Raw genomic sequence first — 26428 nt, 5'->3', positions numbered from 1 at the left:
GCCCAGTTGTGACCAAGCGCTTCCAGGCCAGCTGTGATGCGGCGAAACAGGAGTTGTCATGCAGAGAACGCGGTGGATCGGTGCGGGTGTTCTCGCGTCCGCACTTGTCCTCACCAGCTGTACATCGGGGCCTGCGGGAGTGGACGCCAAGCAGAACTCGAAGGCACCGCTCGAACTGTGGACCCGTACGACACCGGGCGGTCCGGGAGAGCAGGGAGCCCTCAAGCTCGCTGCCGCCTTCGAGAAGTCCACGGGCTTCAAGGTCAAGGTCACGGCGATCTTCGACGACTTCGAGACCAAGCTCCAGCAGCGGGCGGCGCAGAAGAAGCTGCCCGACATCGTCATGAACGATGTGACGCAGCTCGGCGCCATGCACAGTCAGGGCCTGCTCCGGGAGATCGACCTGGACAAGCTCAAGAACAGCAAGCAGATCGTCGGCCAGGGGCTGGACTCCGGAAAGAGTGTGGACGGCAAGCAGTTCGGCCTGCCGTACTCGGCGCAGGCGTCCGCGCTGCTCATCCGGAAGGACTGGCGCGAGAAGCTGAAGCTCGAAGTCCCGCAGAGCTGGGACGACTTCGCCGCGATGGCCGAGGCCTTCACCACCAAGGACCCCGACGGCGACGGCAAGAAGAACACGTACGGCCTCGCCGCTCCGCTGTCCACCAAGCGCGGATACGCCTCCTGGTACTTCTCCAACTTCCTCTGGGCCGCGGGCGGTGACTTCATCACCGCGTCCGGGGAGGGCAAGTACAAGCCCTCGATGACCACGAAGGAATCGGTTCAGGCCGTGCAGTGGTTCCGCGACCTCGGCTGCACGAGCAAGGTCATCCAGCCGGGCGCCGTGACCATGGAGACCCCGCCCACCAACGAGACGTTCGAGGCCGGCCGGACCGGCATGTTCGTCGTCGGCCCGTATCTGCTGCCCCGCTTCGACGAGACCCTCGGCAAGGACAAGTACGAGGTCGTCCCCATGCCCAAGGGCCCGAAGGACGCCACCGTGCTCGCCGAGGGCGGATCCATCTACCTGATGGCCGGCTCCGAGAACATGGCCGGCCAGGACGCCTTCGCCGACTTCGCCATCTCCGCCGAGGGCCAGAAGACCGGGATGGCGGGCGACACCGGCTTCACCGTGCAGCTGCCCGTCAACAAGACGGTGGACATCTCCCAGGTCCGCCCGGACCCCCGCTGGAAGACCTACGCCGACATCTACCGGAGCACCGGCCGGTACGCGCCGTCCGTCCCGAACTGGACCCCCGTCCGGCAGACGACCGCGGAAGCCGTCAACGCCCTGCTGGCCGACTGCGACCTGGACACCGGAACCAAGCTCAAGGAGCTCGACAAGCAGCTCGCCGACATCCTCAAGGAACAGGGAATCGCCGCGTCATGAGTCTTGACCAGGCGGATCCGGCCGCCCTCCAGGCGGCCGGGCCCGCCACCCGGAAAACGGGCCGTGCGACCGGCGGCGCCGCCGGCCGCCGCGGGCACGACCGCCGGGCGGGCCGGTGGTGGACGCCCTGGCTGTTCCTGGCACCGGCACTGCTCCTCTTCCTGTACTTCAAGTTCATCCCCATGGTCAGTGCGCTGACCATGTCCTTCCAGGACGTCCAGCCCTACCTCGGCAACAGATGGGTCGGCACCGAGAACTACGCCACGGTGCTCCAGTCCGACGGCTTCCGCGAGGCCGCCTGGCACACCGTGGTCCTCGCCGCCGGGCAGACGGCCGGGTCGATGGCCCTCGGCCTCGCCCTCGCGCTGCTGATGGAGGGACAGGGCCGCCGGCTCGGGTTCGTACGCTCCGCGGCGTTCCTGCCGGTGGTGGTGCCCATCGCGGTCGTCGCCGAGCTGTGGCGGATCATGTACCACCCCACCTCCGACGGCATGCTCAACTCCATCCTCGGCCTGGTGGGATTCGGCCCCTCGGGATTCATCAACGACCCCGACTCGTCGATGGCCTCCATCATGGTCACCGGCATCTGGCGGGGCGCCCCCTACGACATGATGATCTTCCTCGCCGGCCTCACCAGCGTGGACCGCGGCCTCTACGAGGCCGCGAAGGTCGACGGCGCCTCCCGGCTGCAACGGGTCTGGCATGTGACGGTGCCCGGACTGCGGTCGGTGTTCTCGATCCTGTTCATCCTCGCCGCGATCCGCGGACTGCGCGTCTTCACCGAGGTCTTCCTGCTCACCAACGGTGGGCCCGACGGCTCCACCGAGGTCGTGATGACCCTGATCTACAAGCTCGGTCTTGAGCAGAACCGACTCGGCGTCGGCGCGGCGGGAGCCGTCCTGCTGTTCATCGCGACGCTGATCCTGACAGTCGTCGTCCATCTGCTGCGACGGAGAGAGAGCAAATGAACGCGCCGACCGAGACCGCGCTGGGTCTGACGGAGAGCCGCAGTCCCGGCGGGCGGATCCTGAAGGCCATCACCTACCTGCTGGTCCTGATCGTCTTCGCCGGGCCCCTGCTGGCCCTGCTGGTCAGCGCCTTCAGCCACGTCAAGGACCCGACCCAGCTCAGCGTCATCCCCTCGGGCGCCACCCTGGACAACTTCCGGATCGCCTTCGACCAGGGCGTGCTCGCGTACCTGCTGAACTCGTTCTTCGTGGTCGGCTTCGGACTGCTGCTCCAGGTCGCCGTCTCCGTCCTGGCCGGATACGCACTGGCCAGGAAACGCTTCCCGGGGATGACACTGGTGCTCGTCGCCATCCTCGCGACGCTGATGCTGCCCGAGGAGATCCTGGCCCTCCCGCTGTCCGTGATCCTCTCCGACCTGCCGGTCGTCCACTTCAACCTCATCGGCACCCTGGCCGGCATGATCGTCCCGCTGGGCGCCTGGGGCTTCTCCATCCTCGTGATGACCGAGTTCATGAAGGACGTGCCCAGGGAGCTCGAAGAGGCTGCCCGTATCGACGGCGCCGGTGACCTGCGGATCTTCGCCCAGATCATCCTGCCGATGTGCAAGCCCGCCCTCGGGGTCATCGGGGTCTTCGGCTTCACCATGATCTGGGACCAGTACCTGCTGCCCCTCCTGGTCTCCACCGACTCCTCCTCGTACACCCTCCCGCTGGCGCTGCGGACCCTGCGGATCGACCCCGCCGTCACCCCCGGAGTGGTGATGGCCGCCTCCCTGCTGGCGCTGCTTCCCTCCGTGATCGTCTTCCTGTTCTTCCAGCGTTCCTTCGTGCACGGACTGTCCTCCGGCGCCCTGAAGGGCTGACCCGGTACACCGTCCGCACACGAACCTCCCTCACGACCAGCCCAGCCCTCCTGAAGCGCACCGGCAAGCCCGGCCGCCGACGACAAGGAACGATGCCCCATGACCCCGAACGCTGAGACCCCGTCGGCGTCCCCCTCCGCACCCGCCGCGACCCCGGCCCCGGAGACCACCTGGTTCACCGACGACCGGTTCGGCATGTTCGTCCACTGGGGCCTGTACTCGCTCGCCGCCCGGCACGAATGGGTCAAGAACCGGGAGAAGCTGACCGACGAGCAGTACCAGGTCTACTTCGACCACTTCGACCCCGACCGCTACGACCCGGTCCAGTGGGCCAGGGCCGCCAGAGCGGCGGGCATGCGGTACGTCGTCCTCACCACCAAGCACCACGACGGCTTCTGCCTCTGGGACAGCGCCCTCACCGAGTACAAGGTCACCAACACCCCGCACGGCCGGGACCTCGTCGGACCGTTCGTCGAGGCGTGCCGGGCCGAAGGGCTCAAGGTCGGGCTCTACTACTCGCTGATCGACTGGCACCACCCCTCCTTCCCCGTGGACGGCACCCATCCGCAGCGCGACGACGAGGAGTTCAAGGCGGCGGCAGCCGACCGCGACATCCGCGACTACCGGCGCTATCTGCACGGCCAGGTCCGCGAGCTGCTGACCTCCTTCGGCCGCGTCGACTACCTGTTCTTCGACTTCTCCTACGCGGGCCGCATCTGGTGGGGCGGCAAGGGCCCGGACGACTGGGACTCCCCGAAGCTGCTGGAGATGGTCCGCGAACTCCAGCCGCACATCCTCGTCAACGACAGGACCGGCCTGCCCGGCGACTTCATCACCCCCGAGCAGTACCAGCCCTCCGGTCCCATGACCAAGGACGGCCGGCCCGTGCTGTGGGAGGCGTGCCAGACGCTCAACGGAAGCTGGGGCTACGACCGGGACAACCTGGACCACAAGAGCGCCGACCTGCTGATCCGCATGCTCGTCGACGGTGTGTCCAAGGGCGGCAATCTGCTGCTCAACGTCGGGCCGACCGGCCGCGGCGACCTCGAACCGCGTGCCGTCGCCGTCCTCGGCGAGATCGGCCGGTGGATGGACCTGCACGAGCGGTCGGTACGCGGCTGCGGCCCGGCCCCGTACACCGCCCCGCCAGAGTGCCGGTACACCCGGCGCGGCGACCGGCTCTACGTCCACCTGCTCGCCTGGCCGCTGCGCCATCTGCACCTGCCGGGACTCGCCGGCCGGGTGCGCTACGCCCAGCTGCTGAACGACGCCTCCGAGATCATCCGGGTCCATATCGACCCGGACCGGCCCGCGATGAACACCGAGATGGGCGGGCAGCCCGCCGGAACGCTCACCCTGGAGATCCCCGTCCAGCGCCCCGACACCCCGGTGCCCGTCATCGAGCTGTTCCTGGACACCCCGGCCGACCGGGCCGACGGCTGACACCGGCCCGCCCCACCGATCCACCACCACACTCACGGAGGCACCATGCAACGCCGCACGTTCCTCATGGCTTCCGCGGCAGGGGCGGCGCTCACCGTCGCCGCCACCGGCGGTCTCGTGACCGCGAGCGCCACGACGGCCCCGGCCGCCGTCCGTTCGCTCGAAGAGCTCCAGGCCGCGATCGACCGGGCCGGGCCGGGCGCCCGCATCGTCGTTGCCGACGGCACGTACACCGTGCCGTCGGACCGGCCCATCACCATCCGGAACAAGCGGGGCACCGGGCGCGCGCCCATCACCGTCGTCGCCGCATCCCGCGGCGGCGTCGTCCTCGAAGGTGAACAGGGCTTCGTCCTCGACGCGTCCAGCCACATCACGCTCAGCGGCTTCTCCTTCCGCCAGCGCAGCACCCTGGACATCCCCCCGAACTGCTCGCACATCAGGCTGACCCGCAACGACTTCCAGCTCGCCGACATCGAGGGCCTGCACTGGGTGATGGTGCGCGCCGACGACAGCAAGGTCGACCACAACCACTTCCACGGCAAATCCACACTGGGCATCTACCTCGGGATCGAGGGCGCGGGCACCGAGGAGATGGCCCAGCGCGTCCATGTGTTCCGGAACTACTTCTCCGACCACACCTTCGCCGGATCCAACGGCGGCGAGCCGATCCGGCTCGGCGTCAGCCCCCGCGCACTGTCCAGCGCCCACGCGGTGGTGGAGTACAACCTGTTCGAGCGCGCCAACGGCGACCCGGAGGCCATCTCCGTGAAGAGCTCGGACAACATCATCCGGCACAACACCATCCGCGACAGCTTCGGCGGAATCGTCCTGCGGCACGGCAACCGTAACCGGGTGGAGGGCAATTACCTCGTCGCCGGCACGGAGGGCGTACGGATCTACGGCAACGACCATGTGATCGTCAACAACCACCTCGCCGGCCTGTCCGGGCGGGCCATGGTGATCGGCAGTGGCTCGGAGCGCGACCACCTGCCCGGCGAGTCGCCCGAGGACCGCCGCGGCAACGACGCGCCCGACCGGGTCCTCATCGCGTACAACACCCTGGTACACAACAAGGGCACGCTCTCCGGCGAGAGCCAGCGCCCCCACGAGCCGCGCGATGTGACCGTCGCGGACAACCTGCTCGTCGGGGACACGGGCGATCTGGTCGCGATGGCGAACACCGTGCGCTTCACCTGGTCCGGCAACATCCTGTGGGGTGCCGGGACCGACGGCAACATCCCCGCCGACGGCCGCACCCGCATCGACCCGAAGCTGGTGACCGGCGCGGACGGCATCGCCCGGCCGGCCGCCGACAGCCCGGTGATCGACGCGGGCACGCTCCGTCGGCCACCGGTCGCCCATGACATCGACGGAGAGCGGCGCGGACGGCATCCGGACGTGGGCGCCGACGAGTTCTCGCACCGGCCGCCCCGGCGCGGGCCGCTGACCACCGCCGACGTCGGCCCCGGCGCCCGCTGACCGCTTCCGCCCGAGCGGGACAGCCGGTCCGGTCCGCCCCCGGCTGTCCCCACCGCCGTTCACCCGGCACCGGCACGTCCAGCTGCGGGGGCTGAACGGATCGGGCCCGTCATGTCCTTGTCGTCACAGGAGGCACCATGCAACGACGCACGTTCCTCAGGGGCACCGCGGTGGCAGCACTCGCCGCCGTGCCCCTCGGCACCTCGATGTCGATCGACGCTTCGGCGGCCGACAAACCGGTCGGCTCCCTGGCCGAACTCCAGAGCGCGATCAACGCCGCCGTGCCCGGCGACCGGATCATCGTGGCCGACGGCACGTACACCGTTCCGTCCGGGGGCGCGATCAACGTGTCCGGCAAGAACGGCACCAGCGCCGCGCAGATCACCATCGTCTCCAAGACCCGCGGCGGCGCGGTGCTGCGCGGTGAACGCAGCTTCGTCCTCGCCAATTCGAGCAACATCACCATCAGCGGTTTCGCCTTCCGGCAGAGCACCACGATGGAGCTCCCGGCGAACTGCTCGTCGATCCGGATGACCCGCAACGACTTCCAGTTCGCGGACACCGGCGACCCGTACTGGCTCCTGGTGCGGTCCGACGACTCGAAGGTCGACCGGAACCACTTCCACGACAAGACCACCGCCGGAATCTTCCTCGTCGTCGACGGCCCCGGCTCCACCGGCATGGCCCAGAACCTCCAGATCCTCCGGAACCACTTCTCCGACCACAGCTTCGCCGGGGCCAACGGCGGTGAGTCGATCCGGCTCGGCGTCAGCGGACGGGCGCTGTCCAGTGCCCATGCCGTGGTGGAGTACAACCTGTTCGAGCACGCGGACGGAGACCCCGAGGCGATCTCGGTGAAGTCCTCCGACAACATCATCCGCTACAACACCATCCGCGACAGCCGTGGAGGAATCGTGCTGCGCCACGGCAACCGCTCCAGGGTGGAGGGCAATTACCTGATCGGCGGCAGCGAGGGCGTACGCCTCTACGGCAACGACCACCTGATCGTCAACAACTACCTCAGCGGCCTCTCGGCCCGGGCCCTGGTGGTCGGCAGCGGCACCACCCGCGACCACAACTCGGGCGAGACGGAGGACGAGCGGCGCGGGAACGACGCCTGCGACCGCGCGGTGATCGTCCACAACACCCTGCTCGGCAACTCCGGCTCGCTCTCCGGCGAGACCCGGACCTACGAGCCCCGGGACGTGGTCATCGCCGACAACCTGATCGTCGGCGACAACGGCAGCCTCGTATCGATGGGCGCGACCACCGGCTTCACCTGGAAGAGCAACATGCTGTGGGGCGCGGCTGCCGACGGCAACATCCCCTCCAGTGGATACACCCGCGTCGACCCGAAGCTGGTGACCGGCGCGGACGGCGTCGCCCGGCTGTCGGCGGGAAGCCCGGCGATCGGCGCGGCCACGCTCGGCAGCCCGGCCGTGGCCGACGACATCGACGGTGACGCACGGGGCGGCGCACGGGACATCGGCGCCGATGAGCACTCGACCGCGCCCGCGCTCCGTCACCCCCTCACAGCCGCGGACGTCGGCCCGAACGCGTCGTGAGACGACACCGTCGGTGAAGTGACGCGCCACCGGTGGAACGGTCCGGGGAACCCGTCGGCAGCAGGCGCGCCCGACGGGCTCCCCAGGACCTCGCTCCGTAGGAACGGGTCGCCGCGAGGCGGCCGGAGGAAAGGAACGCCGTGACAGGCAGGGAAAGCCGGGACCGCGCCCCGGGCACCACCGTGATCACGCCGGGACTGTGCTCGGTCACCTTCCGGCGGCTGCCGGCGGCCGAGGTCGCACGCAGGGCCGCGGAGGCGGGTCTGGAATCGGTCGAGTGGGGAGCGGACGTGCACGCCCCTCCGGCGGACCCCGACACGCTCCGCGCGGCCCGCGAGGCCAGCGAAAGATACGGGCTGACCTGCTGCTCGTACGGCTCATACTTCCGCGCCACGCACGACGAACTGGCCGAGTTCCCCTGGATCGCCCGCGCCGCGGTCCTGCTGGGGGCACCCCGGGTACGTGTCTGGGCGGGCGGAGTCGGTTCGGTGGCGGCCACACCGCAGGAACGCGGCGCGACCGAGGCCGGACTGCGCGAGGCGGCCCGTATCGCCGCGGACCACGGGCTGGAACTCGCGCTGGAGTTCCACTCGAAGACCCTCACCGACACCGTCACCTCGACGCTCCGGCTGCTGGACGAGGTCGGCGCGGACAATCTCCGTACCTACTGGCAGCCGCCGCTCGGCGCTTCCGACGAGGAGGCGCTGGCGGGGCTCTGCCGGCTCGTCGACCGGGTCAGCGCGGTGCATGTGTTCTCGTGGTGGCCGGGCAACCATCGACTGCCGCTGGCCGACCGTGGCGAACTGTGGGCAGGAGTCTTCGAGTTGCTGAACGCGCGGCGCGTCCCGATGGAGGCGCTGCTGGAATTCGTGCCCGGCGACGACCCCGCCGTGCTGGCGCGCGAGGCCGCGACCCTGCGGCGCGTGGCGGCCCGCCCCCAGGGTCCGCCGCCCCGGGCCCCGCTTCGCTAGGCCCCGGCGTACGCGGCACACTCGACCGGCAACACCGAGCCGGCACCACCAGCCCACCGTCAGGACGGCAGACATGCACATCGAAGACACGCACATCGCAGACACGCCCTTCAAGGAGGCGGACACACTCCTGTTCATCGGTGACTCCATCACCGACGCGGGCCGGGACCGTACGGACTTTGCATCGCTCGGCAGCGGGTACGTGAACGAGATCGCACGGACCCTGCACGACCGGGCGAACGGCCGGACCGGGCCCGCCGTCATCAACAGGGGCATCAACGGCAACCGTGTGTACGACCTCGAAGCCCGCTGGACCACCGACGTCATCGACCACCGGCCCACCGTGGTCACGGTGAAGATCGGCATCAACGACACCTGGCGGCGCTACGACAGCGGACTCGCCAGCCCGGTCGACGAGTTCGAGGCATGTCTCGACCGGCTGCTCGCGGACACCGCGCGGGAACTCTCGGCCCGACTGGTCGTCATCACCCCGTTCCTGCTCCCGGTCACCGCCGAACAGGAAGGCTGGTTCGAGGACCTGACGCCCCGTACGGAAGCCGTACTGCGTGCCGCGACGGCCAACGGGGCCCGGCTGGTCCGCGCGGACCTCGCGATGCTGAGTGCCCGGGAGCAGTACGAGGCCGCGGAACTGGCCCGGGACGGCGTCCACCCGAGCCCCGTCGGCCACCGGATCATCGCCGATGCCTGGCTCGCCGCGGTCGGCTCCGCCGCCCTCACCCCGGAGCCGCGAGGGTAGCGGCGGCGGGCCGCGGAGCGCTCCCCCTACTCGGGCAGCAGGGGGAGCCCCACCTCGACATCGATCGGTTCCGTCCGCCCGTTGACCCGCGCAGAACCGCCGATGCGCAGGGAACGCGCCGGATCGAGGGTCAGCTCGCCGATGACGTCGCCGTGCTCGTGGAGGTAGAGACCGATGTCGTAGAGGTCGGCCATGCTGTCGTCGAACCTCACGGTGGCCACATCACCGGACCAGGCGACGGGAACCTCCGTGAGATAGAGGCGCGGCGGATGGACAGCCCACGCGAACCGGCTGGTTTCGGGCAGTGCGTCGAGGGCCCCGGCGGTTCCCCACACCTCGATCGTCACCCTGCCGTCCGGTGCCACCTGGACCGATGACTCCGATCGGTCGACGCCGAAGTCCGTGTCGCCCAGAACGAATCTATCCACGATGGAACCCCCAAACGGATGTCGGTGCGGTGATCGGTGTCCATCATGGCAGCAGCCCCTGCCCAGCGCGGCGCGCCCCGGCCGCACGACCCGGCGGCCCACGTCGCCGCGTGAGGCGGGTCACTTTCCGTACACAGTGGGGCATGGTTCTCAGGACCCGGGGCAGGCGGCCAGATCGCCGGGGTGTGACCGGCGTAGCAAGCCACCCGGAACCGAAAGGCCAAACACGACGTGTCGGCAGCACAGCAGACCATCCACGTGGGCGGAGAGTGGCGCCCGGCCGTTTCCGGCGCCACGCGCGACATCATCGATCCCGCTGACGCGAGCGTCTTCGCCGTTGTGTCGGAGGGCGACGTCGCCGACACCGATGACGCCGTCGCCGCGGCGCGTGCCGCTTTCGACGACGGTTCCTGGCCACGCACGCCCGTCGCCGAACGGGCCGAGCTGCTGCGCCGCGTCGCGGCACTGCTGGAGCGGGACCGGGAGAAGATCGGCGCCCTGGAGAGCCAGGACGCGGGCAAGACCCTCGAAGAGGGGCGCGTCGATGTCGACTGCGTGCGCGACGCCTTCCGCTACTTCGCCGACCTCGTCATGAACGAGAGCGGCGGACGCGTCGTGGACGCCGGGACCGACGAGATCCACAGCGTCGTCGTGCACGAGCCGGTCGGGGTGTGCGCACTGATCACCCCCTGGAACTACCCGCTGCTCCAGGCGAGTTGGAAGATCGCCCCGGCCCTCGCCGCCGGCAACACCTTCGTGATCAAGCCCAGCGAGATCACCCCGCTCACCACCGTCGCCCTGATCGGGCTCCTGATGGAGGCCGGGCTGCCCCAGGGCGTCGCCAACCTCGTCACCGGTGCCGGTGCCACCGCCGGCGCCCGCCTCGCCGAGCACCCGGACGTCGACCTGGTGTCGTTCACCGGCGGCCTGTCCAGCGGTACGAAGGTGGCCCGGGCCGCCGCCGACACCGTGAAGAAGGTCGCACTCGAACTCGGCGGCAAGAACCCCAACGTCGTCTTCGCCGACGCCTGCGCCACCGACGAGGACTTCGACACCGCCGTCGACCAGGCGCTCAACGCCGCCTTCATCCACAGCGGCCAGGTCTGCTCCGCCGGATCCCGCCTCATCGTCGAGGAGTCGCTGCGCGACCGGTTCGTCGCCGAACTCGCCCGCCGCGCCGAGCGGATCCGCCTCGGCCGGGGCACCGACCCGGGCGCCGAATGCGGTCCGCTCGTCTCCGCGCAACAGCTCGCGAGGACCGAGGACTTCGTCGCGTCCGCCATCGAGGAGGGCGCCGTGCTCCGGGCCGGCGGCGAACGGCCCGACGGCCCCGGCTACTTCTACCGCCCCACCGTGCTCGACCGCTGCGACCGCAGTATGCGGGTCGTGCGCGAAGAGGTCTTCGGCCCGGTCCTGACCGTCGAGACGTTCCGCACGGAGGAGGAGGCCGTCACCCTCGCCAACGACACCGAGTACGGGCTCGCCGGCGCGGTGTGGACCGCCGACGCGGGCCGCGCCCGGCGCGTCGCCGGACGGCTGCGCCACGGCACCGTCTGGATCAATGACTTCCACCCCTACCTCCCGCAGGCCGAATGGGGCGGCTTCGGCAAGTCGGGCATCGGCCGCGAGCTGGGCCCGACCGGACTCGCCGAGTACCGCGAGGCCAAGCACATCTACCAGAACCTCGCTCCGCGCCCCGTGCGCTGGTTCGCGGGCTGAAGACGCGCGACGCGACGCACACGACCTCGGCGCGGCACGCCGGGCGGGGCGCCCCGCCCGCGGCCGGCCCTACGCACGCGACCGATGCACGCCGGTACCCAACGGAGCAGAGGGAAAGAGCACATGACCGACAGCCATGTCTACGACTACGTCGTCATCGGCGGCGGCACCGCCGGATCGGTGATCGCCTCCCGGCTCACCGAGAACCCCGACACCACCGTCGCCGTCATCGAGGGCGGCCCCAGCGACGTCGGACGGGACGACGTCCTCACACTGCGCCGCTGGATGGGCCTTCTCGGCGGTGAGCTGGACTACGACTACCCGACCACCGAGCAGCCGCGCGGCAACTCGCACATCCGCCACAGCCGTGCCCGGGTGCTCGGCGGCTGTTCGTCCCACAACACCCTCATCGCCTTCAAGCCCCTGCCCTCCGACTGGGACGAGTGGGCCGACGCGGGCGCCGAGGGCTGGGACGCGGCGTCGATGGATCCGTACTTCGCCCGCCTGCGCAACAACATCGTCCCCGTCGACGAGGCCGACCGGAACGCCATCGCCCGGGACTTCGTCGAAGCCGCGCGAACCGCCCTCGACGTGCCCCGCGTCGAGGGCTTCAACAAGCAGCCGTTCCAGGAAGGCGTCGGCTTCTTCGACCTCGCCTACCACCCGGAGAACAACAAGCGCTCCTCGGCCTCCGTGGCATATCTGCACCCGTTCCTGGACCGGCCCAACCTCCATATCGCCCTGGAGACCTGGGCGTTCCGGCTGGAACTCGAAGGCACCCGGGCCACCGGAGTGCACGTGCGCACCGAGGACGGCCAGGAGCACGTCGTACGGGCCCGGCGCGAGGTGCTCGTCTGCGCGGGCGCCGTGGACACCCCCAGACTGCTGCTGCACTCGGGCATCGGGCCCCGCGCCGACCTGGAGAAACTCGGCATCCCCGTCGTGCACGACCTGCCGGGCGTCGGCGAGAACCTCCTCGACCATCCCGAATCGGTCATCGTCTGGGAGACCGACGGGCCGATCCCGGAGAACTCCGCGATGGACAGCGACGCGGGCCTGTTCGTACGCAGGGACCAGGACGCCGACGGGCCGGACCTGATGTTCCACTTCTACCAGATCCCGTTCACCGACAACCCCGAACGGCTGGGTTACGAGCGGCCCCCGCACGGCGTGTCGATGACGCCCAACATCCCCAAGCCCCGCAGCCGCGGCCGGCTCTACCTGACCAGCGCCGACCCCGAGGCCAAGCCCGCCCTGGACTTCCGGTACTTCACCGACGAGGACGACTACGACGGCCGCACCCTCGTCGACGGGATCCGCATCGCACGACGCATCGCGGAGCAGGAGCCGCTCGCCGCCTGGCTCAAGCGCGAGGTCTGCCCGGGGCCCGGGATCACCTCCGACGAGGAGCTCGGCGAATACGCGCGCAAGGTCGCGCACACCGTCTACCACCCGGCGGGGACCTGCCGGATGGGTGCCGAGTCCGACGAACTCGCCGTGGTGTCACCCGATCTGAGGATCCGAGGCCTGGACGGCATCCGGATCGCCGACGCGTCCGTCTTCCCGACGATGACGACCGTCAACCCGATGATCGGCGTGCTGATGATCGGGGAGAAATGCGCGGACCTGCTGGGAGGCAATGCCTGATGAACACCGAGCCGCCGGTCTTCTCCGTACGCGAGCTGTGGAAGGTGTTCGGCCCGAAGGCCGACCGGGTACCGAAGGACCCGGCCCTCGCCGCGCTCGGACCCGCCGAACTGCGTGAGCACACCGGCTGCACCGCCGCCGTGCGCGATGTGTCCTTCGATGTCCGCAAGGGCGAGGTCTTCGTCGTCATGGGCCTGTCCGGCTCCGGCAAATCGACGCTCGTACGCTGCCTGACCAGGCTGATCGAGCCCACCTCCGGCTCGATCGCCATGGACGGCGAGGACGTGCTGTCGATGGACGCGGCACGGCTGCGCGTACTGCGCCGCCACCGCGCCGCCATGGTCTTCCAGCACTTCGGGCTGCTGCCGCACCGTTCGGTCATCGACAACGTCGCGTACGGGCTGGAGATCCAGGGCGTCCCGCGCGCCGAACGGCGTGAGCGGGCGGCCGAGTTCGTCACCAAGGTCGGCCTCGAAGGCATGGAGCACCGCCGCCCCGAACAGCTTTCCGGCGGTCAGCAACAGCGGGTGGGACTGGCCCGCGCCCTGGCCGTCGACCCCGAAGTGCTGTTGTTCGACGAGCCGTTCAGCGCGCTCGACCCACTGATCAGACGCGACATGCAGGAAGAGGTCGTGAGGCTGCACGGCGAGGAGGGCCGCACCATGGTCTTCATCACGCACGACCTGGGCGAGGCACTGAAGCTCGGCGACCGGATCGCGCTGATGCGGGACGGCCGGATCGTGCAGCTCGGCACACCCGAGGAGATCGTGGGCGCCCCCGCGGACGACTACGTACGCGACTTCGTCCGCGACGTGCCGCGCGAACAGGTCATGACCGTACGCACGGCGATGCGCCCGGCCGAGGCCGCGGAGGCGGACCACGGACCTGCACTGAGCCCCGACGCGACGGTCCACGAGGCCATCGAGGCCGTGGTCCGCAGCGGCGGAACCGCCCGCGTCGTCGAGAACGGCCGCTGCGTGGGCGTGGTCGGCCACGCCGACCTGCTCGGCGTGGTGGCAGGGCTCGCCCCGCAGAAGGAGGCGGCCTGATGCCCGCACACACCACCTGGGGCCCGCCGGGCCCCCGCACCGCGCACCCCACCGAGCCCGCCCGTGGCTCGCACACCACGGGGAGGCGACCGCGATGAGCGTCTCCACCGCCACCACCGACCCCACAGGCACCAACTCCACCGCAGCCTCCGAAGCCGGCACACCCCCGGTACGCACACGGCCGCGCGAAGCTCCCACCCGGCGCCGCACCGCCCTCATCGCAGGCGGCGCACTCCTCGCGCTGCTCCTCGGCACCCTGCTCCTGGGCGGCGGAACCTGGCCCGCGCGCCTCGCCGTCGACCTGTCCGGCCCGCTCGGTCACGCCAGCGACTGGATCATCGACAACCGCGACAGCCATCCGCTCTTCCTGTACTTCTTCGGCCACATCAGCAACGCCGTCGTACTGTCCGTGCGCGCCGTCTACCTCGTGCTCCTCGCCGCCGGCTGGGCCGGGGTCACGGCCGCCGCCGGACTCGTCGCCTGGCGCGTCGCGGGCATCCGCCCGGCGCTCACCGCCGTCGCCGCGTTCGCGGTGTGCGGGCTGCTCGGCATGTGGGTACCGACCATGCAGACCCTCGCGCTGATGGCCGTCGCCGTCACCGCGTCCGTACTGCTCGGCGCACTGCTCGGGCTCGCCGCCGGACTCTCCGACCGGGTGCACCGGGCACTGCGCCCCGTGCTCGACACCATGCAGGTGCTGCCCGCGTTCGCATATCTGCTCCCGGTCGTGCTGGTCTTCGGTATCGGTGTCCCGGCGGCCGTCCTCGCCACCGTCGTCTACGCGGCCCCGCCCATGGCCCGGCTGACCGCGCTCGGGCTGCGCGGCGCGGACTCCGGAGTCATGGAGGCCGCGGCCTCGCTCGGCGCGACCGGCCGGCAGCGGCTGCTGACCGCCCGGCTCCCGCTGGCCCGCAAGGAACTGCTGCTCGGTGTCAACCAGTCGATCATGATGGCGCTCTCGATGGCCGTGATCGCTTCAGTGATCGGCGCCGGCGGCCTCGGCGACCGCGTGTACCAGGCGCTGGCCTCCGTCGACGTCGGCGCGGCGCTCGCCGCGGGTGTGCCGGTCGTGCTCCTGGCCGTCGTCCTCGACCGGGTCACCGCCGCGGCGGGGGAGCGGATCGGCGCCGGGCCCTCCCGGGAGACGGGCCCCGGCTGGGCCGTCGCCGCGGTCGGCACGGTGGCCGCCGCCCTCGTCGGCCGCTACACCGGCCGGATCTCGTGGCCCGACGCCTGGACCGTCGACATCGCCGCCTCCGTCAACCGCGTCGTCGACTGGATGACCGCGCACCTGTATTCCGGGGTGCCTGTCGTGGGCGGCACCGCCGACTGGGCGGCCCGCTTCACCACCTGGGTCCTCGACCCGGTGCGCGACGGGCTGCAGTGGCTGCCCTGGTGGACCGTACTGCTCCTGGTGGCGGTCCTCGCCCTGCTCATCGGCACCTGGCGCACCGCGCTGACCGCCGTGCTCGCCATGGCCGCGATCGGGGTGCTCGGAAAGTGGGGCCCGGCGCTGGACACCCTCTCGCAGGTGCTGGCCGCGGTCGCCGTCACGCTCCTCGCCGGGGTCGCCACCGGCATCGCCGCAGCGCGCAGCCCACGCCTGGAACGTCTGCTGCGGCCGGTGCTCGACGTCTTCCAGACGATGCCGCAGTTCGTGTACCTCATCCCGGTGGTCGCGCTGTTCGGCGTCGGCCGGGCGCCCGCCGTCGCCGCCGCCGTGGTGTACGCGCTGCCCGCCGTCGTCCGAATCACCACGCAGGGCATGCGGGCCGTGGACCCGGTCGTCATGGAGTCCTCCCGCTCGCTCGGCGCGACCGGCCGGCAGCAGCTGCTCCAGGTCCAACTGCCGCTCGCCCGGCCCGCGTTGCTGCTGGCGGTCAATCAGGGCGTGGTGCTCGTCCTCGCCGTCGTCATCATCGGCGGCCTGGTCGGCGGCGGTGCGCTCGGTTACGACGTGGTGTTCGGGCTGGCCCAGGGCGACCTGGCGACCGGGCTGGTCGCGGGCGCGGCCATCGTGTGCCTCGGGCTGATGCTGGACCGGGTGACCCAGCCCGCCGGAAAGGAGACCCGGGATGCGTAGCCGTACCATCGCCGCCGCCTCGGCGTTCGGGCTGCTGGCCCTGACGGGCTGCGGCGCGGCCGACATGACCAGGCAGTCGTCCCCGTACGCCGACGCACACGGCGCGAAGACCGTCACGCTGTCCGTCCAGTCGTGGGTGGGCGCGCAGGCCAACGCCGCCGTGGCCCAGTACCTGCTCAAGCACGAGCTGGGGTACCGGGTCGACACCGTCCAGATCGACGAGGTCCCCGCCTGGGACGCCCTCAGCCAGGGCCGGGTGGACGCGATCCTGGAGGACTGGGGCCACCCCGAGCAGGAGCGGCGGTACGTCGCCGACAAGAAGACGATCGCGCCGGGCGGGGAACTCGGTGTGACCGGTCACATCGGCTGGTTCGTACCGAAATACTTCGCCGACACGAACCCGGACGTGACGGACTGGAAGAACCTCGACAAATACGCCGACCGGCTCCGCACGGCCGAGAGCGGCGGAAAGGGCCAGCTCCTGGACGGCTCGCCGTCGTACGTCACCAACGACAAGGCACTCGTCAAGAACCTGGACCTGGACTACCAGGTGGTCTTCTCCGGCTCCGAGGCGGCCCAGATCACCCAGATCAAGCAGTTCGCCAAGGAGAAGAAGCCGTTCCTGACCTACTGGTACAAGCCGCAGTGGCTGTTCGAGCAGGTCCCCATGACGGAGGTGAAACTGCCCGCGTACGAGGAGGGCTGCGACGCCGACCCGAAGAAGGTCGCGTGCGCCTATCCGCACACACCGCTGCGTAAGTTCCTCAACGCCCGGTTCGCCGACTCGGGGGGCTCCGCCGCGGAGTTCCTGAAGAACTTCCACTGGACGACCGAGGCCCAGAACGAGGTGGCGCTGATGATCGCGGACCAGAAGCTGTCGCCCGAACAGGCCGCGGAGCGTTGGGTGAAGAAGAACGAGTCCACCTGGCGGGCGTGGCTGCCGAAGTGAGCCACGGTCGGATGCCGTGCCGGGCTTCGGTACGGCATCCGCGCCGCGAGGGATCAGGAGCTGGTGTGCAGCGGGACCGTCAGCTGCTTCAGCCAGGTCCCCGTGGTGAAGTCACGGGCCTTGATGACGACGGAGTGGGGACCGACCTCGACCTGGAGCCCCTGGTTGAAGGCGTCGCCGAGGGAGACCTCGCCGCCCTTGCCGTCGTCCATCCAGCCGACCTGGACGGCCGAGGTGTTGACGACGGTGAAGCCTTCGAGATTGCCGGTGCCGGGGACGACCCGACGCACCACCCAGTCGGACAGGTTGAGGTCCCAGTGCGTGTGCCCCGAGAAGAGGAACACGTCCTTGTGGCGACCGAGGATCGACAGGAGCCGGTCGGGCTGGAGGTAGTCGTTGAGGTAGAGCTTGTTGTGGGTGCCCGAAACGGTGTTGGGCAGCGGGTGGTGGGTCATCACCATGACGGGCTTGCGACGGCGGGCCCAGTACGCGAGACGGTCATCGAGCCAGGCGAACTGCTCGTCGCTGATCCACACCTCGTCCCACAGCTTCGCGTCGTGGTAGTGCGAGTAGCGCTCGGTCCCGAGACTGAGCACGGGCACCCCACCGAACGAGGTCTCCGAGTAGACCCTGTTGCGGCCCGCGAAGTTGTAGAAACTGCGGAAGAGGGAGTCCTCCGTCGTGCCGTTGGGCCAGGTCGCCTGCGCGAGCGTGTTGGGGTCGCTGTACTTCGGTACGTAGAACTCGTGGTTGCCGATGGCCCAGGCGACGTTCCTGGGGTGCGGGTGCCGTTCAAGGGTCTGGCGGACCGCCGCGTACTCGAAGTCGTAGCCACGCGGGGTGATGTCGCCCGCTATGCCGAGGCCCGCACTGTCGGGGTTGACGCGGTGCAGGTCGTCGAGGGCCTTGCCGAAGTCGGTCAGGTCGCCCTGGATGTCACTGATGATGTTGAACCGGACCGTCCGGCCCTTGCCGGGCCGGTGCGGCGCGGCCTCGGCGGCCGGCGCCGCGAGCCCGGCCCCGGCGGCGAGAGCACCGCCCACCAGGGATGCGGTGCCTGTGGTGGCCATGAACGATCTGCGATCCATCGGAACTTCCTTCGTCTGTACGCCCCCGTGCGAATGGGACAGGGGGAGTGTCGCGGCTCGGGATGGCCCGGTGGGGTATCGCAGATGACTGTGGCCTGAACTGTTCGTTCTGGCCGATTTCGGTGGTGGGTTCCGCCGGGGCTCCGCGCAGCGCCCGTCGGCGGCAGCCCGGCCGCGATGCCTGACAGCGGGTCAGCCGACGGATCGGGCGGGCACCGCGGCCCCGTCACTCACTGAGTGCGGTAGGCGTCCACGATGGTCTGGGTGAGTGTGTTTCCCGTGGTGTCCGTCAGCTCCGCGCGCAGGGAAACACCCGTGCCCGCGCCCGGGTTGTGGATCAGGACGGCACCGCGCTCGACCGGCACCCGGCGCCACGAGCCACCGCCGTCCACGGACACCGACACGGCAAGCGAACGGACGCTTCCCCTCGCGGCGGCGCCCTGGACAGTGACCGGAACCCGGAGCACCGCGCCCGCGGCGGAGGTCCCGGTGGGGCCGAGCACGGGCGAGAACCGCACGGCGCTCACCGGCACCGGGACCGGACCCGTGGTCCTGCCCGAGACGAAGGTCCATGACACGGTCACACGGGTTGCGGTGCCGGGCGCACCGCTGCGCTTCACCGTGCTGGTCATCCGGTACGTCGCGCGCCCCGGGGCCACGGTGAACTCGGCCCGCCCGGGAGCGCCGGTCCGGGTTCCGACGAGCACACCGTCGCGGTGCAGTGTGGTCGAGGCCGACGCGTACGACGGTGACGAAGGCACATGGCCGCCGCCGTCCGCGAGCAGCGGAACATCGACAGTGAGTGTGTTCCCGTCGCGCACGACGCCGGGACGGCCGGCGAGGGCGGGCCCGAAGACGGCGTTGTCGAAGACATGGGTGGTCGTGGATCCGGCGCGCACGGCGACACCGTCCGCGCTGTAGCGGTTCACCGAACCGCCGGGCACACGGGGAGCCATGTACGTGATGTCCCAGGAGCCGCGCTCCGGAGTCACCAGGTAGGTGGTGGTGCCGGGAGTCGCCAGGGTCTGCGACACGCCGACGGTCAGTCCGGCACTCGGTTGCAGGTCGACGGACCCGGTGCCCGCGGTGCCCGGGAGCGCGGCGGCACGGATCTTCACGGTGGCCAGGTCCTTGGCGGAGGGGTGCCGGGTGAGGCCGGTCAGGGCACGGGCACCCGTGAAGACGTATCCGAGCGCGTAGCCGACACCCTTGGCCGTCCAGTACGAGTCGAACCACTGCTTCACCGAACCGGCCTCGGCGTCGGGGCCCAGGTGCGCCACGCGCAGATTCGCCGAGGCCGAGATCAGGTTGACGAGCCGTTCGGCGCCCTGATGCCTGACCTCGACGACCATCGCGCTGTGCGTGAAGGCCGCCGAGCGGTCGGGCGGCCGTACGTCGACGGGCGCCGTGGTCCGGGCGTCGACGGTGATGGTGGTGTCACGGTCCAGGTCGAGCCGCGGCTGGACGATCCAGTCGGTGCCGCCCGCACCGTCGGCGGCCGTCAGGGCGCTGCTCAGCAGGTAACGGCCCTTGGGCAGGCGCACGGTGGTCGTGCCGGAGGCGTCGTACGGCCGGACCTCCTGGTCGGCCCCCGGACCGGAGACTTGGGTGACGGTGGTTTCGTACGCCCCCGTCGGCCGGCCGTTGCGGTCGAGGTGCTCGATCGTGAGGGCGTACGTCTGCGGCGCCTCGGCGAAGGCCGTGGTGTTCCAGGCGGGCGTCGTGCTGCCGGCCACGGCGGCGATGGCCATGGTCCGCAGGACGGTCCGGCGGGGTACGGAAGAATTGGTCATGACCTGCACTGCGCTGCCCGGCCCAGCAGTTCCGGTGAGCCGCGTCACACCGGTCATGAGGGTCACGGCCCCGGTCCACGCATGTGGCGCACATCACGGGAACCGGCGCAACGGACGTGGCAGGGCAGAGTGTGGAAACACTCATGAGGAATCGCTTCCGCCGCGGGGACCGCGACGCCTTGGGAGAGCTGTACGACGAGCACGCCCAGGTGCTGTACCGCTATGCCCTTCGCGTGACCGGCGACTGGGCGGAGGCCGAGGATGTCGTCTCGGTGACCTTCCTGGAGGCATGGCGCAGCCGGGAGAGGCTGCGCCCCGACGGGGACAGCCTGCGCCCGTGGCTGCTGGGCATCGCCACCAACGTCATGCGCCGCAACGCACGTGTACGCCGACGCCGTGACATCGCCCTCGCCCGCGTCCCGGAACGCGGCTCCATTCCGGACTTCGCCGACGACCTCGTGGCCCACCTCGCGGATTCCGAGCAACTGCGTGCGGCGCACGACGCCCTGGCCCGGCTGCGGCGCCGCGACCGGGAGGTCTTCACCCTCGTGGTGTGGGAGGGCCTGGACTACGTGGCAGCGGCCGAGGCGCTCGGCGTACCGGTCGGAACCGTCCGCTCCCGCCTCTCCCGCGCCCGTACCCGACTTCGCGAACTCGCCGACGCCGAGACCCGTGCCACCCGCCCGCGCACCGGGCGACCCCGACGGCCCGAAGCCGCACCGTCATCAGCGGAGCCGGGCAAGGGCACCTGCCCCGCGGAGGGCAGCAACCCCGCCCGGGCGGAGGGCAGCGCCCACCGCGCCACCACCCACCGCGCCACCGCCCAGCACACCACCGACACCCCCGTCCCCGGCCGTATTGCCGCGGTCCGCCCGTCCAGCCAGGAGACCCACGGATGAACACCACCCCCCGGCACCCCTCGGACCACCCCTCCGAGGAGGACGAGCGTCCTGGCCTGACCGCCCTACTGCCCCCGCCGCCGGTTCCCGGCCTGGCCCCTGACCGCGAACTGTTCCTGAGGAAAGCACTCCTGGCCGACGCGGCCCCGGCCGACCCCTCCGGCAGACGCACCGCCCGAGCCGCGCGCCCGCGTCGACAGCTCGTACGGCTCGCGGTGCCGGCCGTTATCTGCACCCTGGCCGTCGGCGGCGTCACGGTGGTGAACCTGGCGGACACCCCCGGCAACGGCACCACCGCAGTTCCGGGTGGCGGCGCCACCAACTCCTCCGAGGCGACACGGCTCCTGGACCACATCGCGCTCGCCACCACCGGGGCGAAGCAGCCGACGGTCCGCGCCGACCAGTTCGTGTACATCGAGAGCAAGGTCGCCTACGCAGGGCAGAGCGCCGGAGGAGGCCCCGTGACCATGCCCCCCGTGCACACACGCCAGGTGTGGCTGTCCGCCGACGGCAGCCGCCCGGGCCTGCTCCGCGAGGCGGGCGGGCCCGACACCCCGCTCGGCACCGACGGCCCCGTGGAAACCCTGGACGGCCCCGGGGCGACACCCCGGCCGAGCACCCTCGACGCCTCGGATCCGTCGATCAGCAACCCGACCTCCGCGTACGTCGCATCACTGCCCACCGACCCCGACGTCCTGATGAAACTGATCCGGGACCAGACCCGGGGACAAGGCCAGGACCCGGACCAGCGGGCGTTCACCGCGATCGGTGACCTGCTGGCCGAGACATGGGCCCCACCGAAGGTCGGCGCCGCCCTCTACCGGGCCGCCGCGAAAATCCCCGGGGTCGCCGTGGTCCACGCGGCCGACGACGCCACGGGACGCGAGGGCATCGCCGTCGCCCGCACGGCACACGGGGAGCAGACACAGTGGATCTTCGACCCGGCCACGTACGCGTTCCTCGGCGAACGCACGGTCCTCGCCGAAGCGGGTGACGCCGGTCCGGCAGGCACCGTCGTGGGCACCTCGGCGGTTCTCACCAGGGCCGTGGTGGACCGCCCGGGCGAGATTCCCGCTGCGTGACGGAACCGCGGTGAGCAGACGGGTGTAAATGGCCGCACCGAGCTGCGCCTTCCCTTGTGCGGGAACCTCTAGAGTGCGAGTCCTGGACAGCGGCAGGTCTTCGGACGGAAGCCGGGTTTGCGTGGAGTACCTGGCTCGGCCGTGCCGGGCGGGGGATGGGAGCGGATCCTGAATGAGGGTTGAACTGCCACCGGAACCGGTGCACTTCGTCAATCGCGAGGAGGAGAAGGCACGGGCCTTCCGTGCGGTGGAGGAGTGGCAGGGGCGCTCCCGGCCGCTGGTCCTGTCGCTGAGCGGACCGGGAGGGCTCGGCAAGACCGAGCTGGCCTTCCTGATCGCACGGAAGCTGCGCGACAGCTTCTCCGATGTGTTGTCGGTCGACCTGGACGACTACCGGGTGAGTGGCGAACTGGACCCGGGCGAGGTGCTCGCACAGTTGCTGCTCTCCCTCGATGTGGAACCGGACGCGCTGGAGCGCCAGTTCAAGGCGCGCTGCCGGCAGTACTGGAACGTGACCTCCGACCGCCGCATGGTGGTCGTCGTGGACAATGCCCGGTACGCCTCGGAGATCGTTCCGTTGCTTCCGGCGTCGGGCAACAGCGTGGTGATCGTGGCGAGCCACGGACCGCTGTACGACCTGGAGGACGGTGCCGCCGTCGACCTGGTGCTACCGCCGCTGGAGGTCCCGGTGGCGACGGAACTGCTGGAGCTGATCGTCCGGGACCGTCGGCTGGCCACCGATCCGGAGGCCGCGCGGACGGTGGTGCAGATGTGCGACGGCTTGCCGGCCGCCCTGCATGTCGCGGGCCGCTGGGTCCGCTCGCGCCCCCTGCGGCCGCTGTCGCGTCTGATCCCGGAGCTACGGGCCGAGTTGGACGAGAACGGGGTGTCCTCGGGGGTGGAGGACATCTGGGACACGGCCTACCGAGGGCTGTCCTCCTCGGCCGCCCTGCTCTACCGCCTGCTGCCCCACCATCCCGGCTCGACATTCACCCACGAGTCCGCCACCGCGTTGCTGGGACTCGGCCCGGAAGCCTGTCAGGACGCACTGGAGGAGCTGGTCAACGCGGGCTTACTGGACCTGCGCATGCTGCGGCTGACGGATGACGGCCGGATGAGGCTGCCAGGTCCGCTGCACGCCCACGCCCGGCGCAGGGCCCGCGACCACGAGGCGCACGGGGAGACGGCCGAGGCACAGAAGCGGCTGCTGCGCTGGTTCGTCCGACAGGCCCAACTGGCCGACCGGTTCGCCGCCGGCAAGCGGCTCGTCGTCGCCGATCTCTTCGACCCCGTTCCCGATGCGCCGGACATGCCCCTCGAAGATCCGGAGGGGACCGAGGACCGTTCGGTCCGCACGGTACGCGCCGAGCGGGCGGCGCGCCGGCTGCACGGGGAACGGCACATGCTGTTCGCGTGCGTGCGACTGGCCCACGGGCGGGGGCTGGACGCAGAGGTCGTGGCACTGTGCGAACCTGTGTGGACGTACGCGATGGACCATCCCCACGCATCCGATGTGACCGAACTTTTCCGGCTCGGAGTGACCTCCGCACTCCGATCCGGGAACGCATCCTGGATCGTGCGCATGCGCTGCCAACTCGCCCGACCGCTCTGGGAGTCGGGCAAGCTCGCCGACGCAGGACGGGAACTCGACGGTGCGTTCGCGGCCCTCGACCTGTTGGGCGACTCCGAGCCGGAGAACAAGCTCCGTGCCTCGACGATCGAGTTCCGGGGCATGCTCGGCTCCGCGCGCGGGGACTGGAACGCGGCAGCGGCCGACTTCGCCAGGTCCCGCGAGGTGCACCTCGCGATCGGCAACACCTATGGAGCCATGCTCCAGACCTACCGCCTGGGCCAGGCGAACGCGAACCTCGGTGACCTGGAGGCGGCGGCCCGACTGCTGGCCGAAGCACACGACGCGGCCGTGGCACAGCACCGCGCGAGGATGAGCGCGCGCACCGGATTCGCGCTCGGCGGCGTTCTGCAACAGCTCGGGCGTACCGACGAGGCCCGTGTCCTGTACGAGCGGTCACTGGACGGAGCACGCCAACGGGGCTCCGGCTTCGACGAGGCCAGAGTCCTGGATGCACTGGCCGGGCTGGCCGGTACGGAAGGAGCGAGCGCGGCGGCCGAAGAGCACCGCGCAGCCGCGGAAGCCATCCGGCGACGATACGGCCTGTCCCGGGCCCTGTCCGGCGGACCGGGGCCGGACAGGAGCTAGGTGTATTGACCCGCAGCGTTGTTGATGCGGCTGATGGGCGGGTGTCCGCCCGAGGCGGTGTGGCAGCGGTGGTGGTTGTAGGTGTGGAGGAAGTCTGCCAGGGCCTCGGTCCGCTCGGTGTTCCACCGGCGGACCCACTTGTGGGCCGTGGGCCGGGATATGCCCATCTCCGCGGCAACGTGCGCGACGGGTCGGCCCGCGAGGACGCGTTCGACCAGGATCCGCCTGCCGTGAACAGTCAGACGGGCGTTACGGTGGGACACGAAGACCTCCGTGTGCGGTGTGGAGCCTAGACACCTCCACCACACCGGAGGTCTTCGCCATGATCAAGACCAATCGGTGTTGACAACGTCCGTGATCGATACGCCTAGACCGTTCGTCCGGCTTCCTCGTCCGTGGCCGGGCGGACCAGTACGCGGAAGGTCCGGTCGCCGATCACGCAGTCCAGGCCGAGCCCGTCGCCGGGCAGGCATCGGTGGGCGGACGACCAGGCGTGGACGGCGGACAGTGCGGCGGCCGGGTCGATGCGTACGATCCGGCCGTCCTCGGAGCGGGGTCGGACGAGCACGGCATACGTACCCTCGTCGCCCCGGACCTTGAGCACGCACAACCCGGAGGTCAGGATGGCTGCGGCGGAACGGCAGCCCGCGTACTCGGACAGAGCGTGCCGCGCCCACCCCGCCGCCGTCCACGCCAGTTCCCCGGTAGCGGGTGACGGCGGAAGCGGACGGCAGTACAACAGACCGGCGGAACGGACGAGTTGTTCGCTCGCCGCGCCGTATTCAACGGCCAGGTGGTGACCGGGCGGGCCGATCCCGGCGGGGCGTCGGTCGACCCGGACTCCGTCCTCGGAGATCGCGGCGTGCACGTCGAAGGCGGCAGGGGTGCGGGTGGCGGCTGTGGGAGAGGGCAGCAGCCGCGGTGGGGCGTGGTGGGCCGGCGGAGCGAGGCCGAGCAGTGCGTACACCTCGGTGCGCAGTCGGCTCAACGACTCGCCCTGGGCCGCGAACCCGGCTCGGGCTGCGGCGCCACCCGTACCCGGCCGGTACGCCCTGAGTGCATCCCGCACCGCTTCGGCCGGGCCCAACTCCGGTATCTCTCCAAGGAGTACGTCCATCGGGCTGCCGGGGATCAGCTCGACGCCGGCGCGGTGGACGTTCACGACCGGCCGGTCGCTCGCCGCGGAGAAGTACAGGGCTGTCGATCCGTGGTCGGTGATGAGCGCGTCGGCGGCGATGAGGACGGATGCCCATTCCTCGTACGGTCCGGCGAGCACCATTCCGGCATCGAGGGCGGGGGACAGTCGTTCGGTCAGCTCGTATCTGCCGAGCAGACTCCGCTCGTTGGGGTGCACGATGAGCGCCAACTGGTATTCGTCACAGGGGAGTTGGGCCGCCAACTCCGCCGGCAGTGCCGGCCGCTGACGCAGCAGGCACTCCGGTCCCCACGTCGAAGCGAGAACGATCAGTGTGCGTGACCCGGTGCCCAGCGCCGTCCGGTATCGGTCGCGGAGGGACCGCGAGGCGAGGATGCGCTCCAGCGTGGGGTCACCGATGACCTTGGCACTCGCGGCGGCCCTCGGGCTCGCGGCGGCCAGCCGGGCGACCTGGTCGGGGTGGGCGAGGGCGTACAGGGCGGTGGGCGCTTCGTCGTCGGACGACATCAGGTATTCCGGATCCAGCCCGGAGGCCGAGTCGGCGGAACCCTCACCCGGAATCGACTTGTTGAACCCTGCTCCGTGCGGGAGCAGCACGTGCTGCCCGCGAAGCAGGCTCAGTTCGCCCTTCGGGCTGGCTGTGAGGACCAGGTCGAAGGTGCGCCGACACGCTTCGTCCCAGGGGAGCGTGCGGCCGCCGACGTCATCGATGACCGAGAGCGCGTCAACTCCGAAGTCCGATCCGGGAACCAGGGTGAAGAGGCGGGTGATGCGCTCATCGCCGGTGAAGACGGGGAGAGCGTCGAGGAGGCGGTACAGAGCCACCGCCGACCGAGCAGCGAAAAGCACCGCTCGTCGCCCCGTCGCCCCGTCGCCCGTCGCCC

20 protein-coding genes and 1 pseudogene are annotated in these 26428 nt (G+C 70.6%); 16 read left to right on the top strand and 5 right to left on the bottom strand.

Features of this window, described 5'->3' with window-relative positions; genetic code table 11:
• Positions 1 to 58 precede the first annotated feature (58 nt).
• The 8 genes from ACFVH0_RS14525 (at position 59) to ACFVH0_RS14490 (ending at position 9433) form a co-directional block, all read left to right on the top strand.
• Complete coding sequence (locus tag ACFVH0_RS14525; protein ID WP_385819969.1) at positions 59 to 1387, top strand: extracellular solute-binding protein; 1329 nt, start codon at positions 59 to 61, stop codon at positions 1385 to 1387.
• Positions 1384 to 2355: a carbohydrate ABC transporter permease gene (locus tag ACFVH0_RS14520; RefSeq protein WP_385819967.1), complete on the top strand. Its 972-nt coding sequence runs from the start codon at positions 1384 to 1386 to the stop codon at positions 2353 to 2355. The genes ACFVH0_RS14525 and ACFVH0_RS14520 overlap by 4 nt, the downstream gene beginning before the upstream one ends.
• The gene (locus ACFVH0_RS14515) at positions 2352 to 3218 is read left to right on the top strand and encodes a carbohydrate ABC transporter permease (RefSeq protein ID WP_385819965.1); all 867 of its coding nucleotides are present in this window, start codon (positions 2352 to 2354) and stop codon (positions 3216 to 3218) included. The genes ACFVH0_RS14520 and ACFVH0_RS14515 overlap by 4 nt, the downstream gene beginning before the upstream one ends.
• Before the next feature lie 99 nt (positions 3219 to 3317).
• Positions 3318 to 4661 carry an alpha-L-fucosidase gene (locus ACFVH0_RS14510; protein ID WP_385819963.1) on the top strand — a complete coding sequence of 448 codons (1344 nt, stop codon included), beginning with the start codon at positions 3318 to 3320 and terminating at the stop codon, positions 4659 to 4661.
• Positions 4662 to 4706: 45 nt separating this feature from the next.
• Positions 4707 to 6140 (top strand): polysaccharide lyase 6 family protein, encoded by a 1434-nt coding sequence (locus ACFVH0_RS14505; RefSeq protein WP_385819961.1) that lies wholly within the window; start codon positions 4707 to 4709, stop codon positions 6138 to 6140.
• A gap of 137 nt (positions 6141 to 6277) precedes the next feature.
• A complete protein-coding gene (locus tag ACFVH0_RS14500) occupies positions 6278 to 7705 on the top strand; it encodes a polysaccharide lyase 6 family protein (RefSeq protein ID WP_385819959.1) in 1428 nt (475 codons plus the stop codon).
• Between the two features lie 140 nt (positions 7706 to 7845).
• Entirely contained in the window at positions 7846 to 8676 is an 831-nt protein-coding gene (locus tag ACFVH0_RS14495; RefSeq protein ID WP_385819957.1) for a sugar phosphate isomerase/epimerase family protein, read from the top strand.
• A gap of 73 nt (positions 8677 to 8749) precedes the next feature.
• The gene (locus tag ACFVH0_RS14490) at positions 8750 to 9433 is read left to right on the top strand and encodes an SGNH/GDSL hydrolase family protein (RefSeq protein ID WP_385819955.1); all 684 of its coding nucleotides are present in this window, start codon (positions 8750 to 8752) and stop codon (positions 9431 to 9433) included.
• A 26-nt stretch (positions 9434 to 9459) separates the two neighbouring features.
• Here the strand turns inward: ACFVH0_RS14490 and ACFVH0_RS14485 are convergent, their stop codons facing one another.
• Positions 9460 to 9861, bottom strand: coding sequence for a hypothetical protein (locus tag ACFVH0_RS14485; RefSeq protein ID WP_385819953.1), 402 nt, complete (start codon positions 9859 to 9861; stop codon positions 9460 to 9462).
• Positions 9862 to 10092: 231 nt separating this feature from the next.
• Between ACFVH0_RS14485 and ACFVH0_RS14480 the strand changes: the two genes are divergently transcribed.
• The 5 genes from ACFVH0_RS14480 (at position 10093) to ACFVH0_RS14460 (ending at position 17308) form a co-directional block, all read left to right on the top strand.
• Complete coding sequence (locus ACFVH0_RS14480) at positions 10093 to 11580, top strand: aldehyde dehydrogenase family protein (protein ID WP_385819951.1); 1488 nt, start codon at positions 10093 to 10095, stop codon at positions 11578 to 11580.
• A 123-nt stretch (positions 11581 to 11703) separates the two neighbouring features.
• A complete protein-coding gene (locus tag ACFVH0_RS14475) occupies positions 11704 to 13227 on the top strand; it encodes a GMC family oxidoreductase (RefSeq protein ID WP_385819949.1) in 1524 nt (507 codons plus the stop codon).
• Positions 13227 to 14276, top strand: coding sequence for a glycine betaine/L-proline ABC transporter ATP-binding protein (locus ACFVH0_RS14470; RefSeq protein WP_385819947.1), 1050 nt, complete (start codon positions 13227 to 13229; stop codon positions 14274 to 14276). The genes ACFVH0_RS14475 and ACFVH0_RS14470 overlap by 1 nt, the downstream gene beginning before the upstream one ends.
• Positions 14277 to 14370: 94 nt before the next feature.
• Entirely contained in the window at positions 14371 to 16359 is a 1989-nt protein-coding gene (locus ACFVH0_RS14465) for an ABC transporter permease subunit (RefSeq protein ID WP_385819945.1), read from the top strand.
• Positions 16352 to 17308, top strand: coding sequence for an ABC transporter substrate-binding protein (locus tag ACFVH0_RS14460; RefSeq protein WP_385819943.1), 957 nt, complete (start codon positions 16352 to 16354; stop codon positions 17306 to 17308). Before ACFVH0_RS14465 ends, ACFVH0_RS14460 begins: the two co-directional genes overlap by 8 nt.
• 53 nt (positions 17309 to 17361) lie before the next feature.
• On the opposite strand, the gene ACFVH0_RS14455 is transcribed toward ACFVH0_RS14460, so the two are convergent.
• On the bottom strand, positions 17362 to 18396 hold the full coding sequence (locus tag ACFVH0_RS14455) for a metallophosphoesterase family protein (RefSeq protein ID WP_385819941.1): 1035 nt from the start codon (positions 18394 to 18396) through the stop codon (positions 17362 to 17364).
• Positions 18397 to 18626: 230 nt separating this feature from the next.
• The gene (locus tag ACFVH0_RS14450) at positions 18627 to 20189 is read right to left on the bottom strand and encodes a serine protease (RefSeq protein ID WP_385819939.1); all 1563 of its coding nucleotides are present in this window, start codon (positions 20187 to 20189) and stop codon (positions 18627 to 18629) included.
• 143 nt (positions 20190 to 20332) lie between these two features.
• Between ACFVH0_RS14450 and ACFVH0_RS14445 the strand changes: the two genes are divergently transcribed.
• From ACFVH0_RS14445 to ACFVH0_RS14435, 3 genes are all read left to right on the top strand, one after another.
• Positions 20333 to 21088 carry an RNA polymerase sigma factor gene (locus ACFVH0_RS14445; RefSeq protein WP_385819937.1) on the top strand — a complete coding sequence of 252 codons (756 nt, stop codon included), beginning with the start codon at positions 20333 to 20335 and terminating at the stop codon, positions 21086 to 21088.
• Positions 21085 to 22170 (top strand): CU044_5270 family protein, encoded by a 1086-nt coding sequence (locus ACFVH0_RS14440; protein WP_385819935.1) that lies wholly within the window; start codon positions 21085 to 21087, stop codon positions 22168 to 22170. Before ACFVH0_RS14445 ends, ACFVH0_RS14440 begins: the two co-directional genes overlap by 4 nt.
• Positions 22171 to 22342: 172 nt before the next feature.
• Positions 22343 to 24388 carry an NB-ARC domain-containing protein gene (locus ACFVH0_RS14435; protein ID WP_385819933.1) on the top strand — a complete coding sequence of 682 codons (2046 nt, stop codon included), beginning with the start codon at positions 22343 to 22345 and terminating at the stop codon, positions 24386 to 24388.
• 37 nt (positions 24389 to 24425) lie between these two features.
• Here ACFVH0_RS14435 and ACFVH0_RS14430 read toward each other — a convergent pair.
• Positions 24426 to 24651, bottom strand: a pseudogene (locus ACFVH0_RS14430) (helix-turn-helix domain-containing protein); the annotation flags it as partial.
• Positions 24652 to 24755: 104 nt separating this feature from the next.
• Positions 24756 to 26393: a translation initiation factor 2 gene (locus tag ACFVH0_RS14425; protein WP_385819931.1), complete on the bottom strand. Its 1638-nt coding sequence runs from the start codon at positions 26391 to 26393 to the stop codon at positions 24756 to 24758.
• Positions 26394 to 26428: the final 35 nt, after the last annotated feature.

Source organism: Streptomyces sp. NPDC127117 (genome assembly GCF_042677325.1).
GTDB lineage: Bacteria > Actinomycetota > Actinomycetes > Streptomycetales > Streptomycetaceae > Streptomyces.
The sequence above is the reverse complement of the archived record's forward strand: the minus strand, read 5'-3'. Positions and strand labels throughout refer to the sequence as shown.